The sequence below is a fragment of the Cytobacillus gottheilii genome (assembly GCF_018582665.1).
GTDB classification, from domain to species: domain Bacteria; phylum Bacillota; class Bacilli; order Bacillales; family Cytobacillaceae; genus Cytobacillus; species Cytobacillus gottheilii.
Genome location: NZ_CP071709.1, coordinates 1,285,003 through 1,307,478 on the forward strand (window position 1 = coordinate 1,285,003; position 22,476 = coordinate 1,307,478).

A 22,476-nucleotide genomic window follows, 5' to 3' on the forward strand; every position below is an offset into this window, starting at 1 on the left:
GGACATTATGGAACACAACAAAAAAGCACCATTTCCAAAAGATTTTTTATGGGGGGCAGCTTCAGCAGCTTATCAGGTAGAAGGAGCTTGGGATCAGGACGGCAAAGGACCTTCTGTATGGGATGTATTTGTCCGCAATGAGGGTGTAACTTACAAAGGCACCAATGGCGATGTGGCAGTGGACCATTACAATCGCTACAAAGAAGATGTCGCATTAATGGCCGAACAAGGATTGAAAACATATCGTTTTTCAATTGCATGGAGCCGGATCTATCCAACAGGAAACGGAGAGGTCAATGAAAAAGGGCTTCAATTTTATGATGATTTAATTGATGAACTGTTAAAATATAATATTGAACCAATGATTACACTTTATCACTGGGATATTCCGCAAGCTCTGATGGATCAATATGGCGGCTGGGAATCTAGACAGGTGATTGAGGATTTTAATGAATATGCCATTACTCTCTATAAGCGTTATGGAGATCGTGTGAAATATTGGATCTCCTTAAATGAGCAAAATTATTTTATCAGCTATGGCTATGAAACAGCACTTCATCCCCCGGCTGTCAAAGACCGCAAGAGAATGTATGCAGCGAATCATATTGCTAACTTAGCGAATGCCAAAGTGATCCAGTCTTTCCGCAAGTATGTGCCAGATGGCAAAATTGGACCTAGCTTTGCATACAAGCCTTATTACCCAGTTGATTCGAATCCGCAAAACATACTGGCATTTGAAAACAGTGAGGATTTAAATAATTATTACTGGATGGATATGTACGCTTGGGGACGCTATCCAGTGACGGCTTGGAAGTTCTTAGAGGAAAATGGTTTGGCTCCAGAGATTGAAGAAGGCGATTTCGAGTTATTGGCATCTGCAAAACCGGATTTTATGGGTGTAAACTATTATCGTACAACAACCGTAGAAGAGAATCCGAAAGATGGCGGTGTTGATATCGGTGTTAAAAATGTAACAGGGAAAAAAGGCTCCACGAAACATTCTGGCATGCCTGGAATGTTTAAAACAACAAACAATCCTCATGTAGAAAGCACAAACTGGGATTGGGATATTGATCCGCAGGGACTGCGTATTGGTCTGCGCAGAATTGCGACGCGCTATCAGCTTCCGGTACTCATTACTGAAAACGGCTTAGGAGAATTTGATGCACTTGAAGAAGGCGATGTTGTTAATGATGATTACCGGATCGATTATTTAAAATCACATATCCAGGCAATCCAGGATGCAATGAGTGATGGAGTTGAAGTACTTGGTTACTGTGCATGGTCATTCACAGATCTGTTAAGCTGGCTAAACGGCTATCAAAAACGCTATGGCTTTGTTTATGTTAACCGAGATGAAGATGGCGAGAAGGATCTGCGAAGAATCAAGAAAAAAAGCTATCATTGGTATAAAGAAGTGATAGCTGAAAACGGAGAAAATCTCTAACCGATTAAGGAGGATACCTAGTGGAGGAAGAAGTTTTGCTTCCCTCTTTAGGTATTCTTTTGTGTTTTTTAGGTTGCAGTGAATTTTAAATTAGCTATTGAAGGAGATGGGTTATATCTGTAAAATAGTTATCATTTAAGAAAAGATAGGAAAATACCTAAAAGTGTGAGAAGGAAATGAACTTTCTTCGGCTTTAGGTATTTTATTTGTTTATAAGAATGAAGTTTTATAGTCCACGGGTAAGCTTTACTTTAAACAGGTAAGTCTTATGGAAGGAAGTCTGAACATGAAAAATGCAGTATTGTTTTTAGGGCAAATCTTAATCCTTTGGCTCATTTATATTTGCTCTCAGTATGCCGTTTCGTTATTGCACTTGCCGATCCCCGGCAGTGTGTTGGGAATGCTGCTTTTATATTTTGCTTTATCCAAGAAAATCATCTCATTAAAATTAATTGAAAAAGGTGCACTTTTTTTAACAAAACATCTGACCTTCTTGTTTTTGCCATTTGTGATCGGGCTGATGTCTTATGGTGATCTAATCAAAGCAAGTGGGATTCAGCTGCTTGTAATGATAGTGGCAAGTACGCTAATTGGCATGATTGCTACAGGTGCTGCATCGCAGTTTTTATCAAAAAAAGAGAGGGAGGTTGTGAAGGAACATGAACATTCTGACGCTGTTTAGTTTATGCCTGACTGTTGCCGTATACATAGCAGCAAGAAAATTCGCAGAAAAATTTCCATCTCCATTTACGATTCCTCTAGTAACAGCATCTGCTTTTATAATTATTATTTTCTTATTATTTGATATTTCGTATGAAGAATATGGAACAACCAAAAGCATTATTACCTATATGCTTGGACCAGCAACAGTAGCATTGGCAGTTCCAATGTATATGCACCGGGAGATCATAAAAGAGAAGTTTTGGAATGTCTTGTGTGGAATCCTGATCGGTACTTGTACGACTATCTTTGCTGCAGTCAGTCTTTCAAAAGTGCTGCATCTCTCAGAGACGATTCAAACGGCCTCGGCTGTTAAGGCAATTACAACGCCAGTTGCGATAGATACAGTGAAAATTTTAGATGGAGATCCAACCTTAGCGGCAACCTTTGTTGTTGCTTCTGGAATTACCGGGGCCATAATGGGCTCAGCTATATTAAATTTTTTCCGTATTCATGATCCGCTTGCACGTGGTCTTGGGATGGGGACAGTCTCGCATGGAATCGGTACAAGTCAGGCGTTAAATGAGGGCAGTCTCCATGGAGCTGCTGCGAGTGTGGCGATGAGCGTCGCCGCCATTATGACATCCATTTTACTGCCGCTGGTTTATCGTTTGTTTGTATAATTTCTTTAAGCTTTCAAATTGTCTGCATATGTCAGACGGGTTGAAAGCTTTTTTGCGGAGATGTTTTTACATTTTCAATAAGAGAGTGCTTTAGCCATTCATTACGAGTATAATTATGGTAAATAAAATGACCATTTTGGGAGTCTATAGATGAAAAAAACGTATTTGATTTGGTTAGCCTTTCACTGTATTGTCTGGATTTTTACCTTCATGGACTTATACCCGTTCTTAAATGAATGGCAAATTGGCAGTGTTTCTTTCTTTTTACTGCTGGTATTTATTTTGCCTCTCTTTAAGGACAGGGAATGGCTGCAGACTGCCATTTTTAGTGTGCAAGGTGTTTTAAGCATATTTATTTTCTACCCTGATGGTGATGGGTTTCCACGGTATATGCTCCTAATACAAATATTAATTATGGCTGAAGCTGTCTTTTACTTATCGCGTCTAAAAAGTATTCTTATTATTGCAATTATAAGCGGGGGAGCATATTTTACTTTTTTGCAGATACAGCTTACTGCAGGAAGTCTTGCTTGGTATGGCCTCATCTATTTACTTGTGATTTGTGCTCTCCTTTATTATCAAACATTACATAGAAAAGTTTCTGAAGTGCAGGAGAGAAACGATGCCCTGCAGCATGAGTATCGCAGAATGAAAAGACTGCTTGTTACAGAGGAAGAGCAGACTAGAAAAGATGAACGAATGCAAATCGGTCATGAAATTCATGATTCAGTTGGGCATAAACTAACAGCGCTAGTCATGCAATTTGAAGTGTTCCGGTTAAGTGCTGAAGAAAAGGATAAAGAGAAAATTACCGCATTAAAGGAGCTTGCACAGCAGAGTCTGGAAGAGACGAGAAGAGCAGTAAGATCCTTCAAAGACAGAGAAGTAGGAGGACTGCAAGGTGTCATTCGGCTCATCCGCAAATTAGAATTAGAAAGCTTTATGAAAATAAATTTTATTGTAAAACATGGCGCCTTTGCTGCTCCGCTAACAGGAGAACAATCCTTTGCCATATACCGGGCTGTGCAGGAAGGTCTTACCAACATCATGAAGCATGCACATACAAAGGATGCACAGGTGCTCTTTGAGTCACCAGGCGGCAGCATTTTCCGCTTTGAGGTATCGAATGCCACAGCCGGGAAAGTTTATTTTGAAGAAGGATACGGCCTGAAAGCAATGAGAGATCGCCTGGAAAAAGTTGGCGGCGTTTTAGAGGTCGAAAACAATGACCGAGAATTTATGATTAGAGGCGTTATTCGTTTGACTGATCGGAGTGGAAAAAGATGATTAAGGTAGTGTTAGCAGAAGATCAAGTGATGGTGCGGCAAGGGTTAAAAGCCATGATCGAAACGGATCCGGAAGTGAAAGTAAAAGGAGAAGCAGGGAACGGGAAGGAAGCAGTCGAGTTATGCGAAAAACATCATTTTGATGTAGCGATATTGGATATCCGCATGCCTGAGATGGATGGAATTGAAGCAGCAAAAATCCTCAGGATGAGATTCCCGCAAATGAAAATTCTCATGCTCACAACGTTTGATGACGAACAGTATGTAATGGATGCCTTAAAACTAGGCGTCAGCGGCTATATGCTTAAAAATGGAGATACAGAATCACTGTTGAGAGCCATTAAAGACTCAGTAAAAGGCGCCCTTTCACTGGAAGGGCAGGTTGCAGCCAAAGTCGTGCCTGCACTGCTGCATAATGAACAGGATCAATCCGTACATCCCGACTTAACACCAAGAGAAAGAGGCATCTTAAAATGCATTGGCGAAGGCTTGAACAATAAGGAGATCGCCGATCGTTTAGGATTATCTGTTGGCACGGTTAAAAATCAGATCAGTCATATATTGGATAAATTAGAACTAAGAGACCGGACACAGCTGGCGATTTATGCGATTCGAAGCAGGCTTGTATGAGTTAGATGTATTTGGATGGAGTTAGGTGCCCGCAGGGGTGTGGTTGATGGGAAAACGGGTTCGTTTGATAGGAAACTGAAAAATTTTGATAGGAAAACGAGTTTGTTTGATAGGAAACTGAAAAATTTTGATAGGAAAGCGGATTCGTTTGATGGGAAACTGAAAAATTTTGATAGGAAAGCGGGTTTGTTTGATAGGAAACTGAAATTTTTGATAGGAAACGGGTTCGGTTGATAGGAAAGTGAAAGATTTTGATGGGAAAGCGAGTTCGTTTGATAGGAAACTGAAAAATTTTGATAGGAAAACGGGTTCGTTTGATAGGAAACTGAAAAATTTTGATAGGAAAACGGGTTCGTTTGATGGGAAACTGAAAATTTTTGATAGGAAACCGGATTTGTTTGCTCGGATGTGAAAAATTTTTATTAAAACTCGACTGGAAAACAAGGAATACTCGGAGAAATTTTATAAAAAACCTATGATCAACCAAATTTTTGCCCAAGAAACACAAAATTAGACTCTGCATTACGGCAAAACACGATGCAAAAAAGAAAAAATGACTAAAGTAACAATGTCCTTTTCCTTGAATGACCAGGGTCAGTATTGACGCTGGTTTTTTTATTTTATACTTAGAAATATCAAGAGCAGCAAGGCTGTTGCCCAATTGATGCCAATGCCTAACAAAGCCATATAAAGGAGGAAGTTAGATGCTTGAGACGGTTGATTTAAGCAAATCATTTAAAGGAAATAAAGCCGTGCAAAACGTTAATTTATATTTAGATCAGGGTGAATCAGTCGGTTTATTGGGTCCAAACGGAGCAGGGAAGTCAACAACTATTTCAATGATGTCTACATTATTAAAGCCGACCAGCGGTGAGATTAAATTAAATGGGGCCAATACGCTTGGTAAACCAGATGAACTTCGCAAGGTATTAGGCGTTGTTCCACAGGAAATTGCCCTATATCAGGAGCTTTCTGCTTATGAAAATTTACGCTTTTTCGGCTCCATCTATAATTTGAAAGGGCAGAAGCTGGAGAAACGAATTCAGGATGCTCTTGAAATGGTTGGGCTGAAGGATCGCCAAAAAGGAATCGTCAAAACGTTTTCGGGCGGCATGAAGCGCAGAATTAACATTGCGGCGGCACTTCTGCATGAGCCGGAAATTCTCATTCTTGATGAACCAACCGTAGGAATTGACCCTCAATCACGGAACCACATCTTAGAAACAGTCAAAAATCTGAATAAAGAGAAGGGCACTACTATTCTATATACAAGTCATTATATGGAGGAAGTTGAACAGCTCTGTGACCGACTGTACATTATGGATCATGGTGCCGTCATTGCTGCTGGAACAAAACTTGAGTTACTCAGTATTTTATCTTCCGAGGATACAAACAAAGTAGAGTTGAACCATTTAGATGAATCGTTTATTCAAGAAGTAAAGGATATGGAAGGAATCAGCAAAGTCGAAGCCTCCAATCTTCAATTGAAAATTATTGCGAAAAAGGGCAGTAATCTTATTAGCAACCTCGTTCATCTCGCTGAGAAACATCATGTGCAGATCGTTAATTTCCATACAGAAACACCAAGCCTTGAGGATGTCTTTTTACATTTAACCGGGCGCACTTTAAGAGACTAGGAGGGAGGGGCATAATGAGTCATTTTATTAAAAAAGATTTGTTAATTTTCTGGCGTGATCGCAAGGAAACACTTATTGCACTGCTGCTCCCGATTTTACTTATTATCGTGTTGAATTTTGCTCTTTCTGGGGTTATGAGTGACGATGAAGATAATCAATTGGATTTGCACTTGGGGATTGTAAATCAGGACGATCAAGAGGTAGCCATGACGGTTTTACAGGAAAAGCTGGTCAATGAGGCATCTTTTACAGAAGCGAATGCTCTAGCTGTTTCAGAAAGTATGTATGCATTGCAGCCTGTGGATCAATTGTTTGCCTATTTTAATAGTGAAGAAATAAAAGACTTTGTGACTGTTCAGAAACTGGATGAGGATGAAGCCAATCAAAGAGTTGAGGATGGCGAACTGGACGGTATTCTTGTGATACCAGAAGGGTATACAGCAGAAACGCTATATTCTTCGATCACAGGCGAAGCTCCGGCAGCCCAATTGCGTTATAAGCTGGAAAACAATACAAATGAAAATAACATCTTATTTAATGTAATTGATGGGTTTATCGACCAATTGAATTATCAGTTTGCTCTTTCAAAGGTTGAAGGGTCTGAAAACGCCATTGTGCATGCGCCGCAAGGAGGGGTTGAGACAGTTGAGACTCATACACCCTTTACACTTACTGTTGCACAATATTATGCAGTAACCATGGGGGCGCTTTTTGCTTTGTTTTTAGCAGCAACAGTCGCGATCAAAACGGGTGAAGAAATCAGACAGCAGGTTGTAAATCGAATATATATATCGAATGCACATCCAACACAATTTTTAATGGGGAAGATGGTCTCAACCTTTTGTTTAGCTTGGGTTCAGCTATTATTCGTGCTTCTCACCTCCAATTTCCTATTAGATGTGTTTCCTGACCGTTCTGCTTCATTTTGGGCAGGTTTAATGATCATCATTACGTTAATAGCTTTGTCCATTGCCGGCCTATCTGCCGCTTTTACTTCCGTTTCATTAAGAGTGAAAAATATTGATACTGCAAATGGTTTATTTATGTTAGTGGTAATCATACTAGGAGCAATCGGGGGCGGCTTTGTTCCAGTCTATATTTTGCCAAACTGGCTTCAGCAAATAGGGGAATGGACACCAAATGGACTTGCGCTGGTGATTTATACAGATTGGGTGCAAAATGAAACAGTATCTTCTATTTTACTCTCTAGTCTGCTGCTTGTAGGATTCTTTCTGCTTCTTGTTGTAATTGGAGTCCTGCTGTATCCGAAAAGGGGGAATGCGAAATGATGAGATCTGTTATATGGGCGCAATTTGCAAAGGATCGGCGAGTGCCCTTATTCTTAATTTTGTTAATAGCAGGCAGTGTTTTGGCCACTGTCATTTTTACTGGCGGTGCTAACTCCCCCTCTTCCTTTGTTATTTATAGTGAAGAAGCAGATGCTGATCAAATTGAAAAGAAATGGGAGAAGCTGCTGAATACTGACGACTCTCTGGAATTTACGATTGCCGATTCGGCTCAGGTAAAAGAAGATTTGGAAAAAGGGAATATTGATTCTGCTGTAAAGTTAATGGAGAATGACTATAAGATCATCACGAGTGATGAAATAACAGATGTTTCATATATGCAGCAGCATGTTCATTCTGTGTTTCAGAGAGAAGCGGAGATCAGTGCGATTACAGATTTAGAAGGAAATGAACTGACAAGAGATGATGTGGAAAAGTACTTGCAAGCAGGTCCTGTTCAAATGGAAAAGGTCGGGCTTAACAATGAAGAGATGACAGACTATAACATGCGGACACAGTTAATGTTTGCTTTTACTCTCTTAATTGCCACCTTTATTCTTGGCTTTAGAGTGAATAATGTATCACATGATAAGGTATCCGGTGTTTGGGACCGTATGATTCTTGCACCGATCAGCAAGACCAAAATGTATACTGGTTACATCTTATATAGTTTCTTAATATCCATGTTTCAGATTGTTGCCGTACTATTATTGTTTAAATACGTGTTGAAGTATGATCTTGGAAATCAGTTTTGGCTAATCATACTCGCATCTGCTCTGTTTGTATTCAGCATGATCAGCATTGCCATGCTGATTACTGGATTTGTAAAAACACCAGAACAGTTCTATGCGATTTATCCATCCATCATTCCGCTAATTCCTTTGGTTAGTGGATCCTACATGATGCCAGGAACGATTTCTAATCCAGTACTGCTGTTTGTAGCGGATCTTTTTCCAATGGCCCATGCAATGGATGCTATCATGAATGTAATTTTTTATGATGCTGGGTTGGCGGACATAACGATGTCACTGCTAATTATGCTTTTAATCGGGATTGTCGGAATGGGATTAGGGATCAATTTGGTTGAGCGCAGGAGCAGGTGATTTATAGAAAAAAACGGGAGGGCATTATGTGCCATCCCGTTTTCTCTTTAATTCGTTTTAATGGAAGATTGTTTATTTGTTTTTTTATTCGTATAGTATAGCTTGTTTTGATCGATGAAAAGATCAATTGAATGTACTTTATTCATAGGTTTAGCGTGTTTGCCTGCTAGTGTTGCTTTATACAAATATCCGCTGTTTGAATAGTTGCTGAAGTAAATTTTGTTGTGCGTGATGACAAAATAAGGTGCTCGTGCATTGATCAGCTTTGTTTTTCCTGTACCGTCCTTTTTCATGCGGTAAAGCTTGTCCTGATCTTTACTGTTAGAGTAATAGAAATAATTTCCCATCTCTTGCACGGATTGAAGCTCTTGAAAGTAAGCATATTTGGTGCTTGCCGCTGATGGATATTGCTTTTCATTCCAGACATGATCTTTTCTCAATGTCTTAGCGTCTACAAGAAAATATTTATAGCTAACTTGATCAGCCTGATTTGGGACAGGATCATTCCAAGTGGCGTCAACATAATAATAGTGATGATCTACTTTTACCATATTCCAAGCATGTGGACCGCCGTTAGCTGTTCCTGCAATATATTCGTTCTCAATACCAGCGCGATCTAATAGCAGCTGCATCGTTTTAGCGTAGCCTTCACAAACGGCAATTCCATCAACCATTAAACCATACGGTGTATACGAGCTTTCAGGAACTGTTCCATTCTGATAGTTTGTCCAGTCATAAGCTGTATTTAAAACAATATAATCGTGAATCGCTTTTACTTTATCAAAATCTGAATCCTTCGGTTGGATTGTCTCTTTTAATATGGATTTAATCAGCTTTTCTTGTTTGCTGACCATCGTTTTGATTTGGGAAACAGGGTATTTGTAGCTGATTTTAATCTTACCGTTTGAATAAATCAGTGTATTTTTGTGCTGAAAATAAAAGATTTCAGGATGATCTGCTAACACGTCATTGATGACTTCACCAACTTCTTTGTATGAAAAAGATTGAGAAGGAAATGTAGCAGTTGTTTGATAGCTTTTAAAGGAATCCAGCAGATTCTGGTAGGTTTCTTGATAAGCTGAATCCTTCTTTTCGGCTGCAAGAGCAGAGGAGCTGATCATTGTGAGGAACAGAAATGCAAAACATACGGAATACAAGGTCTTTTTGACCATGGTCAATCTCTCCTTTACGATTAGTTTCTAAATAGAAAATAATTACGGTAACCCAGCTGTCATAGCTTGCGCCTTAGACCTGTGGCTTTGCGTCTCAATCTTTCAATTGATTTGCCGTTATGAGTATTATAGTCTATTATTATTAGTAATTAAAGGAGTATTAGGTTAAAAATACTAGTCTAATAGAAGTGTTTATGTAAAACTTTTATGAAATGTTGTGGGTTTATTAAGATTTTATTAAACATTTGTTAAAGAAAAATGAAAAACCTGTTGACGATAGAGGATAAATATACTAGAATAATAAAAGTAGTCAGCAGGATTATTCGACAAAATTCGATAGATTTTGCAGGTTCTAATTTGAGATTGAAAACATACTATTTTATTATATTGCGGTTGTAGTTTAGTGGTAAAACCTCAGCCACGAGCATAGCATCCATGAAACATCTGCGAGTTGCCTCGACGCATTAGCTTCTCGAATGAGCTGGCAGAGAAAGAGGCATGACATTTCGTGAGATTAAAATTATTTTAAAAAGATTCATTATAATGCGGGTGTAGTTTAGTGGTAAAACCTCAGCCACGAGCATAGCATCCTTGAAACATCTGCGAGTTGCCTCGACGCATTAGCTTCTCGAATGAGCTGGCAGAGAAAGAGGCATGACATTTCGTGAGATTAAAATTATTTTAAAAAGATTCATTATAATGCGGGTGTAGTTTAGTGGTAAAACCTCAGCCTTCCAAGCTGATGATGAGGGTTCGATTCCCTTCACCCGCTCCATACATAACCAACGCAGTGTTCCGTTTCTTTAAGAACGAAATGTTGCGTTTTTTCATGTTTTAAAAAGTGTTTTCATTGAATGTGTGAAAAGGGTCCATTTAGGAGATATGTGCTCAGAAGCTAAGGAAATGTGCTGTTTAACGAAAGTTATCCGCCGTCAGAAAATTTTATCCGCCGTTAAAAAAATTTATCCGCCAAAAACCATCTTTTATCCGCCAAACGCAAAAACACACCGCCTATCCCGTCGCTCAGCACAAAAAAACGCCCGCCTGCTCAGCAGCAGACGGAACGCACTCCATAATATTAATCAATTATGCGGACCTCACCAGTACCCCCATGCACTTGAAGGAACATATCCTTCAAAGAAACAGTCATTTCTTCCGCTTCTTCAACTGTAATAGATGGGCGATGAAAGACAATTTGCAGCGCATTGACGGTTTCTTCTGTGACAGCCGTTCTTTCTGAATCCACGAACGGGCTGCCAAATGGACCGGCTTCATCTGCTGCGACAAGTAATCGGTGGACAGAGTTTTCCCGACCGTTTAAACCGATATAGGATTCATTCTCCTCACCAAGTCGAATTTGGACTGGACCAGAAAGCTTGTCTGCATCATAAATTCCGATCGGCACTTGATATTTTAACGAAAAGAAATTATTCAAATCAATCGCACTATGAACAGATTGCAGATAATTTTGCTTTATTACTCGTCTGTAAAGTGCTTCGGCGGAATGCCGATAACGGTTAGGATCCTTTCCGCAAGCTTTAAATATCTGACGCCATTCCTGAATTGCTTCGATCTCGGTGACTTTTTTATCCTCATAATCGAAATAAAGCGACTCCTGAAATAATTGCAAGCGGCCTTTTACCATTTGCGGAGATTTGCCAACTTGAATATCATGGTATGTAATCACGCCGATTTTAAAATGAGGGAATAATGTGCTCAATTCAGGTGAAATGTTAATTTCCAATGTTTCCACCTCCAAAATAGATTAGAAATAGTTTATCATAAGAATAATGATTTTTTCATTAAAAGGTAAGTGAGTTGGTGTACTGCATGAAAGTAGAAGAATTGAAACAAGATATTATACAATACAGCCAGTCAATCGGGATTGATAAAATCGGCTTTACAACAGCCGATACCTTTACTGGTTTAAAAAATATATTAATGAAGCAAATTGAACTGAATTATCAATCCGGCTTTGAAGAGCCTGACCTGGATAAAAGAGTTACGCCTGCATTGCTTTTGGATCAACCCCAATCGATTATTTCAATCGCTCTTGCCTATCCTTCTAAAATGAGGGAGCGGGTTGCTGGGAAAAAAGGGGAAAGAAGGGGTATTTTCTGCCGGGCGTCTTGGGGAGAAGATTATCATCATATCTTACGGAATCGTCTGCAGCAGCTGCAGGACTATATCGCTGAAAAAGTGCCGGATGCCCGATTTAAATTTATGGTGGATACGGGTGAGCTTGTTGATCGAGCGGTTGCTGAAAGAGCGGGAATCGGCTGGACTGGAAAGAATTGTTCCATCATTACACCAGAATTCGGTTCCTATGTATATTTAGGAGAAATCATTACGAACATTCCGTTTGCACCGGATAAGCCGATTGAGGATCGCTGCGGTACGTGCACGAAATGTATGGATGCCTGTCCGACTGGGGCCTTGGTGAACCCCGGTCAGCTTAATGCTCAGCGCTGCATTGCTTTTTTAACACAAACAAAAGGCTTTATGCCGGATGAATTTCGGGAAGAATTGGGCAATCGCATCTATGGCTGTGATACATGCCAAACCGTTTGTCCTGAAAATAAAGGCAAAGATTTTCATTTCCATCCTGAAATGGAGCCTAATTCAGAAGACGTAAAGCCGCTGTTAAAGCCTATTTTAAAAATGAGCAACAAGGAGTTTAAGCAAAGATTTGGGCGCATGTCGGGCTCGTGGCGCGGAAAGAAACCAATTCAGCGTAATGCCATACTTGCTCTTGCCCATTTTAAAGATGAAACAGCTGTTGATGATCTGAGTGACTTGATGTTTACAGATCCCCGTCCAGTTATTCGCGGCACGAGTGCGTGGGCTTTAGGAAAGATTGGCGGAGAAAAGGCGAAGCAGGAATTAGAAAAGGCTCTAACAACCGAGCAGGATCCAGAAGCCTTGGAGGAAATCCAAAAAGGACTTTCTTTTTTATAAAGATTTCTTTGAAAGTGTCTAGCTCCTAAGATCATGGAGCTGCAGGCTTTTAAATATTTTAATTGAGATGAGAGGCATGTCCTCTCATTTTTTTATTGTGAAAATGACTTTTCCTTCATAAGTATAAATAGAAGGGAGAGATGCACAGTGAGAGACCAATTACAGAAACATTTAGAGAATATGGTTGGGTTATATGTATCATCTGAAAGGCTCTCTAATTCAGCGGATTTAAAAGTTGAACGTAAGCTAGGCGGCCTGCAGCGCAGGAATGCTGAAATCGTTAAAGCGAAAGCAACAGGGGCGATTATAAAAAAAGAACAAGGAGAAAATGAAACAGAGCTCGTGCATTATCGTGCTCATTTCCAATACTTAATTAAACAAAAATCCTCCTTATATATAGAAGAAGAGATGGAAGAGCGGGAGGCTGAGTTTTATAAAGGTGTGCTTGTTGATGATAAAGAGATTGAGCCGGATTATGAAATGCCAAGCATGCTAAATGAACTTCAGGAAAGCGGAGAAGCTGATGTAAGGCTGAAATTTCATTATGATCGTTTGAAGGCCGTTCAATATGCTGAAACATGGTGGAATAGCTATAACCCAGCCTATAAAAGCTTTGATGTTGACTGCACAAATTATATTTCTCAATGTCTGCATGCTGGCGGTGCTCCGATGAGAGGCTATCCGAATAGAGGAAAGGGATGGTGGATGCAAAACAATAATTGGAGCTACAGCTGGACGGTAGCGAATGCCATGCGCTGGCATTTGCCTGGTTCAAACGCGGGGCTTCAGGCGAAGGAAGTAGCTGCTCCAGAGCAACTGCTGCTTGGAGATGTCATCTGTTATGACTTCCAAGGGGATGGCCGTTTTGACCACACTACGATTGTGACAGGAAAAGACGCTGATGGAATGCCGCTCGTGAATGCTCACACCACTAACAGCCGAATGCGGTATTGGGCTTATGAGGATTCCACTGCTTATACACCGAACATAAAATATAAATTCTTTTCTATAAACGATCAGAACTAGAAGTTTAAAATTTTTCTTTCAAAGTGATATAATGAATCAGACATATTTTTAGAGGTGAAAGACATGGCACTACATATTGTACTCTATCAGCCAGAAATCCCGGCAAACACCGGCAATATTGCCCGTACTTGTGCAGCGACAGACACAACACTGCATCTGATTCGTCCGCTTGGCTTTTCAACAGACGATAAAATGCTGAAGCGTGCAGGACTTGACTACTGGGAATTTGTAAATATTGTTTATCATGATTCATTAGATGATTTTTATAAACAAAATGAAGGCGGAGAGTTCTTTTATTTAACTAAGTTTGGCACACAGCCACACTCCACATTTGATTATAGTGATCAGGACAAAGATTACTTTTTTATTTTCGGGAAGGAAACAACTGGCCTTCCAAAGGATGTTATCGAAAGCAACAAAGATCGTGCGCTGCGCATTCCGATGAATAATAATGTCCGCTCGCTGAATTTATCCAATACAGCTGCCATCCTCATTTATGAGGCGCTAAGACAACAAGATTATATCCATCTAAAATAGACCTGAGCATTTGTTCAGGTCTTGTTTATATCCTTTTCGAGGAAATCATTATTAAAAAAAGAGAGGAACATGACCCATGAATGAAACAATAAAATTACTTCAAAATCACCGCTCAGTTCGCTTCTTTGAGGACAAGCCATTATCAGAAGAACAAATCAAAGCGATTGTTGTATCTGCACAGGCAGCTTCAACCTCCAGCTTTATTCAAGCGTATTCCATTATCGGAGTGACAGACCAAGACAAGAAAGACCAGCTTGCTGCACTAGCTGGCGGACAGGAATATGTAGCAAAAAATGGTCATTTTTTTGTATTTTGCGCTGATCTGCATCGGCATGAGCTTATTGGGGAGCTTGAAAAGAAGGATGTTTTGCCAACCATCAAAAGCACGGAAAAATTCATGGTTTCACTGATTGACGCAGCTTTAGCAGCACAAAATGCTGCCATTGCAGCAGAGTCCATGGGTCTTGGCATTTGCTACATTGGCGGCATTCGTAATAATTTGGAAGCAGTTTCTGAATTATTAAAAACACCGAAACGCGTTATTCCGTTGTTCGGCATGACGGTAGGCTATCCGCAAAAAGAGAATGAGCAAAAGCCGCGATTGCCTTTTGAACATATTTACCATGAAAACGAATATAACCAAGACACCGATGCCTATAAAAAGCAGCTTTCTTTATACGATGAGATCATCTCTGAATACTATCAGGAACGTACAGATGGAAAGAGATCAGACACGTGGACAGGCCAGATGGCTCAAATGCTCGAAAAACAAACAAGAATGTATATGAAGGAATTTGTGAAGAAGCAGGGGTTTGATTTGAGATAGTTTGTAAACTATTATTTGGTGAATGGAGTTGTGAAAGCAGCTGGAATACACCACTGTAAACCAGTATCTGGTAAAAGGTGTTGCGAAAACAGAGGAAACACCTCACTAAAAACCAGTAAATGGTAAATAGTGTCTCGAAAACAGCCGAAACACCCCACGAAAAGCCAGTAAATGGTAAAAGATGTTGCGAAAACAGAGGAAACACCCCACTAAAAACCAGTAATTGGTAAATAGTGTCTCGAAAACAGCCGAAACACCCCACTAAAAACCAGTAAATGGTAAATGGGGTCTCGAAAACAGAGGAAACACCTCACTAGAAACCAGTAATTGGTAAATGGTGACTCGAAACAGAGGAAACACCCCCACGAAAAACCAGTAAATGGTAAATTGTGTCTCGAAGACAGAGGAAACACCCCACGAAAAGCCAGTAAATGGTAAATAGTGTCTCGAAAACAGCCGAAACACCCCACAAAAAACCAGTAAATGGTAAAAGGTGTCTCGAAAACAGCCGAAACACCCCACTGAAAACCAGTAAATGGTAAAAGGTGTCTCGAAAACAGCCGAAACAACCCACGAAAAACCAGTAAATGGTAAAAGGTGTCTCGAAAACAGCCGAAACACCCCAATGAAATCCAGTAAATGGTAAATGGTGTCTCGAAAACAGAGAAAACACCCCATTAAAAACCAGTAATTGGTAAACGGTGTGCCGAAACCGCTACGATCGCTCTAGTGTAATCCAAAAGTAAATGAGTACTGGAACCCAATAACCTTACTCTCAAAAAATAAAAAACTGCTGGCACAAACGCCAGCAGTTTTTTACTTTTTATTAATGCCTGGTTTATCGTCGTATCCTGCTGTGAAAATAGCAACAAGGAAAGCAGCCATGACACCAAGAATAATAATTGTACCCATGTTATGTATCCTCCTTTTTATGAAACATTCCACAAGCATATGAGTTTATTATATCCTATTGCAGGAAAACTGTGAATGTCATGTGTGAAAATTTTGTAAGTGTTTACTTTTCTTTGAGAATAAAGCTCTATTTCCCTCTGTTCCAAAGGGTTAAACAGCTATTATTGTTTGAATATTGTAAAAATTACCTGCTAAAACAATCCCTTGTTCGCGCATGTTCGATAAACAGGGCGCATACAGTATATTAATCGTCTCTGATAATGTGACAGGGGGAGGTCCATATGGATATTCTAAAAAAAATTGAGATGTATCGCCACGAAGAGGAAAAGCTGAAATGGGAAGGGACTTTCGGTGAATATTTAGAAATTATAAAAGAAAAGCCATGGGTTGCCCAGTCCGCACATTCACGTGTTTATAATATGATTAAAGACGCGGGAATTGACGATGTTAAAGGGCAGAAAAAATATCAGTTTTTCAGTGATCAATTGTTTGGTCTTGAGGAATCACTGGAAAGACTTGTAGAGGAATATTTCCATCCTGCTGCAAAAAGGCTGGATGTACGCAAACGGATTCTTTTACTGATGGGACCTGTAAGCGGAGGTAAATCTACTTTAGTGACTATGTTAAAAAGAGGGCTGGAAGCCTATTCCCACTCAGAGCGGGGAGCGGTCTATGCCATTAAAGGCTGCCCAATGCACGAAGATCCGCTCCATTTAATTCCGCATCATTTACGCAAGGATTTCCTGGACGAATATGGCATTCGGATTGAAGGGAATTTATCACCTCTTAATATGATGAGACTGGAAGAGGAATATGGCGGCAAGATAGAAGATGTAATGGTTGAAAGGGTCATTTTCTCAGAAGATCGGCGCGTTGGGATCGGAACATTCAGCCCATCAGATCCTAAATCACAGGATATCGCTGATTTAACAGGGAGCATCGATTTTTCAACGATTGCCGAATATGGTTCAGAGTCCGATCCGCGTGCTTATCGTTTTGATGGAGAACTGAACAAAGCAAACCGCGGTATGATGGAGTTTCAGGAAATGCTCAAATGCGACGAGAAATTCCTATGGCACCTACTATCTTTAACACAAGAAGGAAACTTCAAGGCAGGACGATTCGCCCTCATTTCTGCGGATGAATTAATTGTTGCCCATACGAATGAAACAGAGTATCGCTCATTCATCTCTAATAAAAAGAATGAGGCGCTTCATTCCAGAATCATCGTCATGCCGATTCCATATAACCTAAAAGTAACGGAAGAAGAAAAAATATATGAAAAAATGATTCGCGAAAGTGATGTATCTGAAGTGCATATTGCTCCGCATACATTAAAGGTTGCAGCCATGTTCACGATTTTAACGAGACTCAAAGACCCGAAAAAAGGGGATATTGATTTAGTTAAGAAGATGCGCCTATATGATGGTGAAAATGTAGAAGGCTATGCGCTTGCAGATGTAGAAGAATTGAAAAAAGAGCATAGTGATGAAGGAATGAGCGGCATTGATCCGCGTTATGTGATCAATCGAATCTCATCGACCATCATCCGAAAGAATATTACGTCTATCAACGCACTGGATGTCCTGCGTTCTTTAAAAGAAGGGCTTGATCAGCACCCTTCAATTACAGCGGAACAAAAGGAAAGGTATTTAAACTTTATCTCTCTGGCCAGGAAAGAATATGATGACATTGCGAAAAAAGAAGTGCAAAAAGCATTTGTGTATTCATACGAAGAGTCTGCAAAAACATTGATGGAAAACTATCTTGATAATGTTGAAGCATACTGCAATAAAGTAAAACTTCGTGATCCGCTGACTGGTGAAGAAATTAATCCAGATGAAAAACTAATGCGGTCGATTGAAGAGCAAATTGGTATTTCGGAAAATGCGAAAAAGGCATTCCGTGAAGAGATTCTTATCCGAATTTCGGCTTATGCCCGCAAAGGTAAAAGGTTTGATTATAATTCACATGATCGACTTCGTGAAGCGATCCAGAAAAAGCTCTTCGCTGACCTTAAAGATGTCGTGAAAATCACCACTTCCTCAAAAACGCCAGATGAACAGCAGCTGAAAAAAGTAAATGAAGTAGTAGCACGCCTTATCGATGAACATGGCTATAATTCATCATCTGCAAATGAACTTCTCAAGTATGTGGGAAGCTTATTAAATCGATAAAAAGCTTATGTTTGAGGCTGTCCGGCTCAAGGGTAAAGAATACTTGAGGTGATAGCATGAAAAAGTATGAGCTTGATAAAAACTTTAAACCGCGCAATAGTTCAATGGCTGAGAATGTGGAAGAAATGAAGAACCTCGGAAACCAAATGGAGAATCTACGCACTAACAAGGAATTAAAGGAAGATCAAAAAGTGCCTGACCCCGTCCAATATAAAGAAGCAGATAAAAACCTTCGCCGTTCGTAAGCGAAGGTTTTATTTTCCCTAAAATAATATTTAGGCTTGTCCAAAATAGATTTTCATGTACTATTGTCGAAATAATTTGTAAATTATTTTGTCTCATTGCATATGATGAAGTAATACACCATTTTTAATATGGTCAAGAAATGTTAAGATAGCTGTTATTACTGCCTTCTATGGTGAAATATCTTATTTGACACTCGGAATATAGTATGTAAGCAGCATATTAAATGTGCATGAAAAGTGAAGAAATTTTTAAGCAATTGTACAGCAGGTTTACGAAGTGTTTGCTCCATTTTTTCGCCAGTTTAAAAAGGAGGGATTTAATGTGAACGAGGCCAATAACCATCAGTTTGTGATTTCCCAGGAAGATTGGACCCTCCATCGCAAAGGTCATGATGATCAGCAGCGTCATCAGGATAGAGTACAGGATGCGATTCGCAATAATTTACCTGACCTGATCACCGAAGAAAATATCGTCATGTCGAATGGAAGGGAAGTTGTCAAAATCCCGATAAGATCATTGGATGAATACAAAATTCGCTATAACTATGACAAGAATAAGCATGTTGGTCAAGGTGACGGTGAAAGCAAAATTGGTGATGTGGTTGCCCGTGATGGTTCTCAAAGACAAAAAGGTCCAGGCAAAGGTCAGGGTGCAGGAGACCAGGCGGGAGAGGATTACTTTGAGGCTGAAGTTTCCATGATGGAAATTGAAGAGGCACTCTTTCAGCACTTAGAGCTGCCTAACTTGAAGAAAAAAGAAAACCAAGAGCAGCTCGTTGAAAATATTGAATTTAATGACATCCGCAAAACGGGGTTAATGGGCAATATTGATAAAAAACGCACCATGATGACGGCGTTTAAACGAAATGCGATGGCAGGCAAAGCTTCTTTCCACCCGATTTATCAGGAGGATTTGAAATTTAAGACTTGGAACGAGGTTGTTAAACCAGAATCAAAAGCCGTTGTGCTTGCGATGATGGATACGAGCGGATCCATGGGCATTTGGGAGAAATATATGGCAAGAAGCTTCTTCTTCTGGATGACCCGTTTCCTGCGCACCAAATATGAAACAGTAGAAATCGAATTTATCGCCCACCATACAGAGGCAAAAGTGGTCTCTGAAGAAGACTTTTTCTCTAAAGGGGAAAGCGGAGGTACAATCTGTTCTTCCGTTTACCGAAAAGCACTCGAACTCATTGATGCAAAATATAACCCAGCTCAATTCAACATCTATCCATTTCACTTCTCAGATGGCGATAATCTTACCTCAGACAATGCCCGCTGCGTCAAACTCGTCGAAGAACTTATTAAAAAATCCAATATGTTCGGATATGGGGAAGTTAACCAATATAACCGCCATTCCACTCTTATGTCCGCCTATAAAAATATTAAAAACGAACATTTCCGCCATTATATTTTAAAGCAAAAAGCGGATGTATTTCATGCAATGAAAGCCTTTTTCAGCAATAATGAAGAGAATAAGAAGTATGCTTAAATAGAGTTTTATCTAAAGCAAATCCCATATTACTAAACCCGGCAGATCAGTCTGTCCGGGTTTTATTATTGTTCACCTTACTTTTTACCTTGTCATGCAATACCTCTCTTAAAATGGGGTACAGGTTATAAAGTAAACAATTTTTACAGTGAAGGATGTAAAACCGTCCAACTGACAAATTCTATTATTAATTGTTATAAGGGTGATACGATGTTTTTTAATGATTGGGAAACGGTAGGCAGGACGATTTTAATTGGGGTTTTTGCATATGCTGGACTGGTTCTGTTCCTAAGAGTTTCAGGAAAACGGACACTTTCAAAAATGGATGCTTTTGACTTGGTCGTTACCGTTGCACTTGGATCGACGCTGGCAACAATCCTGCTAAATAAGGATGTGTCCCTTGCAGAGGGACTCTCGGCATTCTTTATCTTGATTGTATTGCAATATTTTCTTGCTTTCTTTTCGGTAAGATCTGGGATAGTAAGAAGCTTGATTAAGTCAGAACCAGCATTTTTATATCGAGATGATCATTATCTTCATGATGTGATGAAAAGGAAAAGGGTGCTAAAGGTAGAAATCCTCCAGGCTGCAAGGTCCAATGGCATATCTTCGATGGGGCAGGTAGAAGCGGTAGTGATAGAAGCAGATGGAAGTATTTCTGTTATTCAAAAAACAGATAAAGCTGGAGAGTCTACGCTTGCAAATGTGAAATAGTCGAAAATTAACCCACTTAAATTCATAAATACAGCCTTCTTATATGAAATAAGAAGGCTGTCAGACTGTAGACAAACTCGATGAAAATCGAGTTTGCCTACAGTCTTTTTTGTTTTAGAATAAAAGGAGAATAAGGTTAGAGGTGATGAAGATGCTTTCCAAACATAATTCAATTCAACGTGATCAGCTTGAAATGGTTGCGTTAGATCAACTGGTACCTGAAAACCATTTAGTACGAAAAATGGAGGCTGCAATTGACTTCTCCTTCATTTATGATTTAGTAAAAGATACATATTCAGAAGTAGGTCGTCCAAGCATTGACCCGGTAATTTTAATAAAGCTTACTTTTATTCAATATACCTTCGGTATTCGGTCCATGCGCCAAACCATTGAGGAACTAAAAACAAACATGGCTTATCGCTGGTTTTTAGGATATGGATTTTATGATAAAGTTCCTCACTTCTCTACCTTCGGTAAAAACTATGAGCGTCGTTTTAAAGATACTGATCTATTTGAACAGATCTTCTATCGAATCTTAAAAACGGCCACGGAAAAGAAATTAATTAGCGCTGAACATGTTTTTATTGACTCGACACACGTAAAAGCAAGCGCGAATAAACATAAATTTGCGAAGAAAGTTGTGCGGAAGGAAACACGCGCATATCAAGAACAGCTTCAGACAGAAATCAACGATGACCGTGAAGATCATGGGAAGAAGCCATTTCCACCTGATAAATTTGAAAAAGAGGAAACAAAAGAGATCAAAGAAAGTACCACAGACCCAGAAAGTGGCTACTACGTCAAAGACGAACGCACTAAACAGTTTGCTTATTCGTTTCATGCCGCCTCTGATCGCAACGGATTTATCTTAGGAAATATAGTTACACCAGGAAACATTCATGATAGTGGAATCCTTGAGCCTTTAGTTGAACGAGTGATTGATAGAGTTGGAAAACCTGAAGCCGTTGCCGCAGACGCAGCTTATAAAACACCTGCCATCACGAAGTACTTAATTGAACATGAAATAACACCTGCACTCCCTTATACACGACCACGTACAAAGGATGGATTCTTCCGAAAGCACGAATATGTTTATGATGAACATTTTGATTGTTATATTTGCCCAGCGGGCAAAATTTTGAACTATTCAACTACCACCAAGGAAGGCTACCGTGAATACAAATCATTGAAACAGACTTGTGCCACTTGTTCATTATTGCACCAATGTACACAGAGTAAGAATCACCAAAAAGTGGTGACCCGGCATATTTGGCAGGAATATGTGGAGGAAGCGGAACATCTTCGCCATCACAAAGATGTAAAACCAATATACGCAAAGCGAAAGGAAACGATTGAACGTGTTTTCGCTGATGCAAAAGAAAAGCATGGAATGCGTTGGACAACGTTAAGGGGACTTAAAAAATTGTCGATGCAAGCGATGCTTACTTTCGCGTCCATGAATTTAAAGAAAATAGCCAACTGGACGTGGCAGGACCCAAAAACAGTATAAATCTGAGGATAGGATAGCTGCATTCTGTCCTCTAAAGGAATAAAAATAGAAAAAAAACTTCAAAAGGGGTTCGGAATGAGACCATTCCGAACCCCTTTTGTCTACAATCTGACAGCCTTCTTATATGAAATAAGAAGGCTGTTTATAGTTGTTTTATGATTGGAAGCTCTAA

General features: G+C 39.7%; 19 protein-coding genes, 1 tRNA gene and 1 riboswitch. Of the genes, 18 read left to right on the forward strand and 2 right to left on the reverse strand.

Annotation, left to right across the window (positions count from 1 at the left end):
- Positions 1-7: 7 nt before the first annotated feature.
- From J1899_RS06350 to J1899_RS06385, 8 genes are all read left to right on the forward strand, one after another.
- Positions 8-1,447: a glycoside hydrolase family 1 protein gene (locus tag J1899_RS06350; protein ID WP_214478105.1), complete on the forward strand. Its 1,440-nt coding sequence runs from the start codon at positions 8-10 to the stop codon at positions 1,445-1,447.
- Between the two features lie 286 nt (positions 1,448-1,733).
- Positions 1,734-2,129: a CidA/LrgA family protein gene (locus tag J1899_RS06355; RefSeq protein ID WP_066448267.1), complete on the forward strand. Its 396-nt coding sequence runs from the start codon at positions 1,734-1,736 to the stop codon at positions 2,127-2,129.
- Positions 2,107-2,790 (forward strand): LrgB family protein, encoded by a 684-nt coding sequence (locus J1899_RS06360; RefSeq protein ID WP_214478106.1) that lies wholly within the window; start codon positions 2,107-2,109, stop codon positions 2,788-2,790. The genes J1899_RS06355 and J1899_RS06360 overlap by 23 nt, the downstream gene beginning before the upstream one ends.
- Positions 2,791-2,940: 150 nt before the next feature.
- The gene (locus tag J1899_RS06365) at positions 2,941-4,077 is read left to right on the forward strand and encodes a sensor histidine kinase (protein ID WP_214478107.1); all 1,137 of its coding nucleotides are present in this window, start codon (positions 2,941-2,943) and stop codon (positions 4,075-4,077) included.
- Entirely contained in the window at positions 4,074-4,706 is a 633-nt protein-coding gene (locus J1899_RS06370; RefSeq protein WP_214478108.1) for a response regulator, read from the forward strand. The genes J1899_RS06365 and J1899_RS06370 overlap by 4 nt, the downstream gene beginning before the upstream one ends.
- A gap of 704 nt (positions 4,707-5,410) precedes the next feature.
- On the forward strand, positions 5,411-6,343 hold the full coding sequence (locus J1899_RS06375) for an ABC transporter ATP-binding protein (RefSeq protein ID WP_066448257.1): 933 nt from the start codon (positions 5,411-5,413) through the stop codon (positions 6,341-6,343).
- A gap of 14 nt (positions 6,344-6,357) precedes the next feature.
- Complete coding sequence (locus J1899_RS06380) at positions 6,358-7,632, forward strand: ABC transporter permease (protein WP_214478109.1); 1,275 nt, start codon at positions 6,358-6,360, stop codon at positions 7,630-7,632.
- Complete coding sequence (locus J1899_RS06385) at positions 7,629-8,732, forward strand: ABC transporter permease (RefSeq protein WP_246586602.1); 1,104 nt, start codon at positions 7,629-7,631, stop codon at positions 8,730-8,732. Before J1899_RS06380 ends, J1899_RS06385 begins: the two co-directional genes overlap by 4 nt.
- Before the next feature lie 47 nt (positions 8,733-8,779).
- Here J1899_RS06385 and J1899_RS06390 read toward each other — a convergent pair whose 3' ends face one another.
- Positions 8,780-9,904 carry a DUF5050 domain-containing protein gene (locus tag J1899_RS06390; protein WP_214478110.1) on the reverse strand — a complete coding sequence of 375 codons (1,125 nt, stop codon included), beginning with the start codon at positions 9,902-9,904 and terminating at the stop codon, positions 8,780-8,782.
- A gap of 43 nt (positions 9,905-9,947) precedes the next feature.
- Positions 9,948-10,030, reverse strand: a riboswitch (cyclic di-GMP riboswitch).
- 575 nt (positions 10,031-10,605) lie between these two features.
- Here J1899_RS06390 and J1899_RS06395 point away from each other — a divergent pair.
- Positions 10,606-10,679, forward strand: a tRNA-Gly gene (locus tag J1899_RS06395).
- Between the two features lie 303 nt (positions 10,680-10,982).
- Here the strand turns inward: J1899_RS06395 and J1899_RS06400 are convergent.
- Positions 10,983-11,648, reverse strand: coding sequence for a B3/B4 domain-containing protein (locus J1899_RS06400; protein ID WP_214478111.1), 666 nt, complete (start codon positions 11,646-11,648; stop codon positions 10,983-10,985).
- An 86-nt stretch (positions 11,649-11,734) separates the two neighbouring features.
- Here J1899_RS06400 and queG point away from each other — a divergent pair, with 86 nt between their 5' ends.
- From queG to J1899_RS06445, 9 genes are all read left to right on the forward strand, one after another.
- Positions 11,735-12,862: a tRNA epoxyqueuosine(34) reductase QueG gene (queG, locus tag J1899_RS06405; protein ID WP_214478112.1), complete on the forward strand. Its 1,128-nt coding sequence runs from the start codon at positions 11,735-11,737 to the stop codon at positions 12,860-12,862.
- Between the two features lie 147 nt (positions 12,863-13,009).
- A complete protein-coding gene (locus tag J1899_RS06410) occupies positions 13,010-13,888 on the forward strand; it encodes an amidase domain-containing protein (RefSeq protein ID WP_246586603.1) in 879 nt (292 codons plus the stop codon).
- Between the two features lie 63 nt (positions 13,889-13,951).
- The gene (gene trmL, locus J1899_RS06415; protein WP_066448232.1) at positions 13,952-14,425 is read left to right on the forward strand and encodes a tRNA (uridine(34)/cytosine(34)/5-carboxymethylaminomethyluridine(34)-2'-O)-methyltransferase TrmL; all 474 of its coding nucleotides are present in this window, start codon (positions 13,952-13,954) and stop codon (positions 14,423-14,425) included.
- A 76-nt stretch (positions 14,426-14,501) separates the two neighbouring features.
- Complete coding sequence (gene nfsA / locus J1899_RS06420) at positions 14,502-15,251, forward strand: oxygen-insensitive NADPH nitroreductase (protein WP_214478113.1); 750 nt, start codon at positions 14,502-14,504, stop codon at positions 15,249-15,251.
- Positions 15,252-16,444: 1,193 nt separating this feature from the next.
- Positions 16,445-18,340 carry a PrkA family serine protein kinase gene (locus tag J1899_RS06425; protein WP_214478114.1) on the forward strand — a complete coding sequence of 632 codons (1,896 nt, stop codon included), beginning with the start codon at positions 16,445-16,447 and terminating at the stop codon, positions 18,338-18,340.
- A gap of 56 nt (positions 18,341-18,396) precedes the next feature.
- Positions 18,397-18,585, forward strand: coding sequence for a hypothetical protein (locus tag J1899_RS06430; protein ID WP_066448160.1), 189 nt, complete (start codon positions 18,397-18,399; stop codon positions 18,583-18,585).
- A 322-nt stretch (positions 18,586-18,907) separates the two neighbouring features.
- On the forward strand, positions 18,908-20,080 hold the full coding sequence (yhbH, locus tag J1899_RS06435) for a sporulation protein YhbH (RefSeq protein WP_066448154.1): 1,173 nt from the start codon (positions 18,908-18,910) through the stop codon (positions 20,078-20,080).
- A gap of 210 nt (positions 20,081-20,290) precedes the next feature.
- Positions 20,291-20,794, forward strand: a complete 504-nt coding sequence (locus J1899_RS06440; RefSeq protein WP_214478115.1) for a DUF421 domain-containing protein — start codon at positions 20,291-20,293, stop codon at positions 20,792-20,794.
- 151 nt (positions 20,795-20,945) lie between these two features.
- On the forward strand, positions 20,946-22,304 hold the full coding sequence (locus J1899_RS06445) for an IS1182 family transposase (protein WP_214475360.1): 1,359 nt from the start codon (positions 20,946-20,948) through the stop codon (positions 22,302-22,304).
- The last annotated feature ends 172 nt before the right edge of the window (positions 22,305-22,476 follow it).

Bases quoted from the DNA above. Each gene is read 5' to 3' on its own strand.
- J1899_RS06430 (WP_066448160.1), top strand. From the start codon at position 18,397: ATGAAAAAGTATGAGCTTGATAAAAACTTTAAACCGCGCAATAGTTCA.
- nfsA (WP_214478113.1), top strand. From the start codon at position 14,502: ATGAATGAAACAATAAAATTACTTCAAAATCACCGCTCAGTTCGCTTC.
- J1899_RS06425 (WP_214478114.1), top strand. From the start codon at position 16,445: ATGGATATTCTAAAAAAAATTGAGATGTATCGCCACGAAGAGGAAAAG.
- J1899_RS06385 (WP_246586602.1), top strand. From the start codon at position 7,629: ATGATGAGATCTGTTATATGGGCGCAATTTGCAAAGGATCGGCGAGTG.
- queG (WP_214478112.1), top strand. From the start codon at position 11,735: ATGAAAGTAGAAGAATTGAAACAAGATATTATACAATACAGCCAGTCA.
- J1899_RS06380 (WP_214478109.1), top strand. From the start codon at position 6,358: ATGAGTCATTTTATTAAAAAAGATTTGTTAATTTTCTGGCGTGATCGC.
- J1899_RS06445 (WP_214475360.1), top strand. From the start codon at position 20,946: ATGCTTTCCAAACATAATTCAATTCAACGTGATCAGCTTGAAATGGTT.
- J1899_RS06370 (WP_214478108.1), top strand. From the start codon at position 4,074: ATGATTAAGGTAGTGTTAGCAGAAGATCAAGTGATGGTGCGGCAAGGG.
- J1899_RS06350 (WP_214478105.1), top strand. From the start codon at position 8: ATGGAACACAACAAAAAAGCACCATTTCCAAAAGATTTTTTATGGGGG.
- J1899_RS06390 (WP_214478110.1), bottom strand. From the start codon at position 9,904: ATGGTCAAAAAGACCTTGTATTCCGTATGTTTTGCATTTCTGTTCCTC.
- J1899_RS06375 (WP_066448257.1), top strand. From the start codon at position 5,411: ATGCTTGAGACGGTTGATTTAAGCAAATCATTTAAAGGAAATAAAGCC.
- J1899_RS06365 (WP_214478107.1), top strand. From the start codon at position 2,941: ATGAAAAAAACGTATTTGATTTGGTTAGCCTTTCACTGTATTGTCTGG.
- J1899_RS06440 (WP_214478115.1), top strand. From the start codon at position 20,291: ATGTTTTTTAATGATTGGGAAACGGTAGGCAGGACGATTTTAATTGGG.
- J1899_RS06355 (WP_066448267.1), top strand. From the start codon at position 1,734: ATGAAAAATGCAGTATTGTTTTTAGGGCAAATCTTAATCCTTTGGCTC.
- trmL (WP_066448232.1), top strand. From the start codon at position 13,952: ATGGCACTACATATTGTACTCTATCAGCCAGAAATCCCGGCAAACACC.
- J1899_RS06360 (WP_214478106.1), top strand. From the start codon at position 2,107: ATGAACATTCTGACGCTGTTTAGTTTATGCCTGACTGTTGCCGTATAC.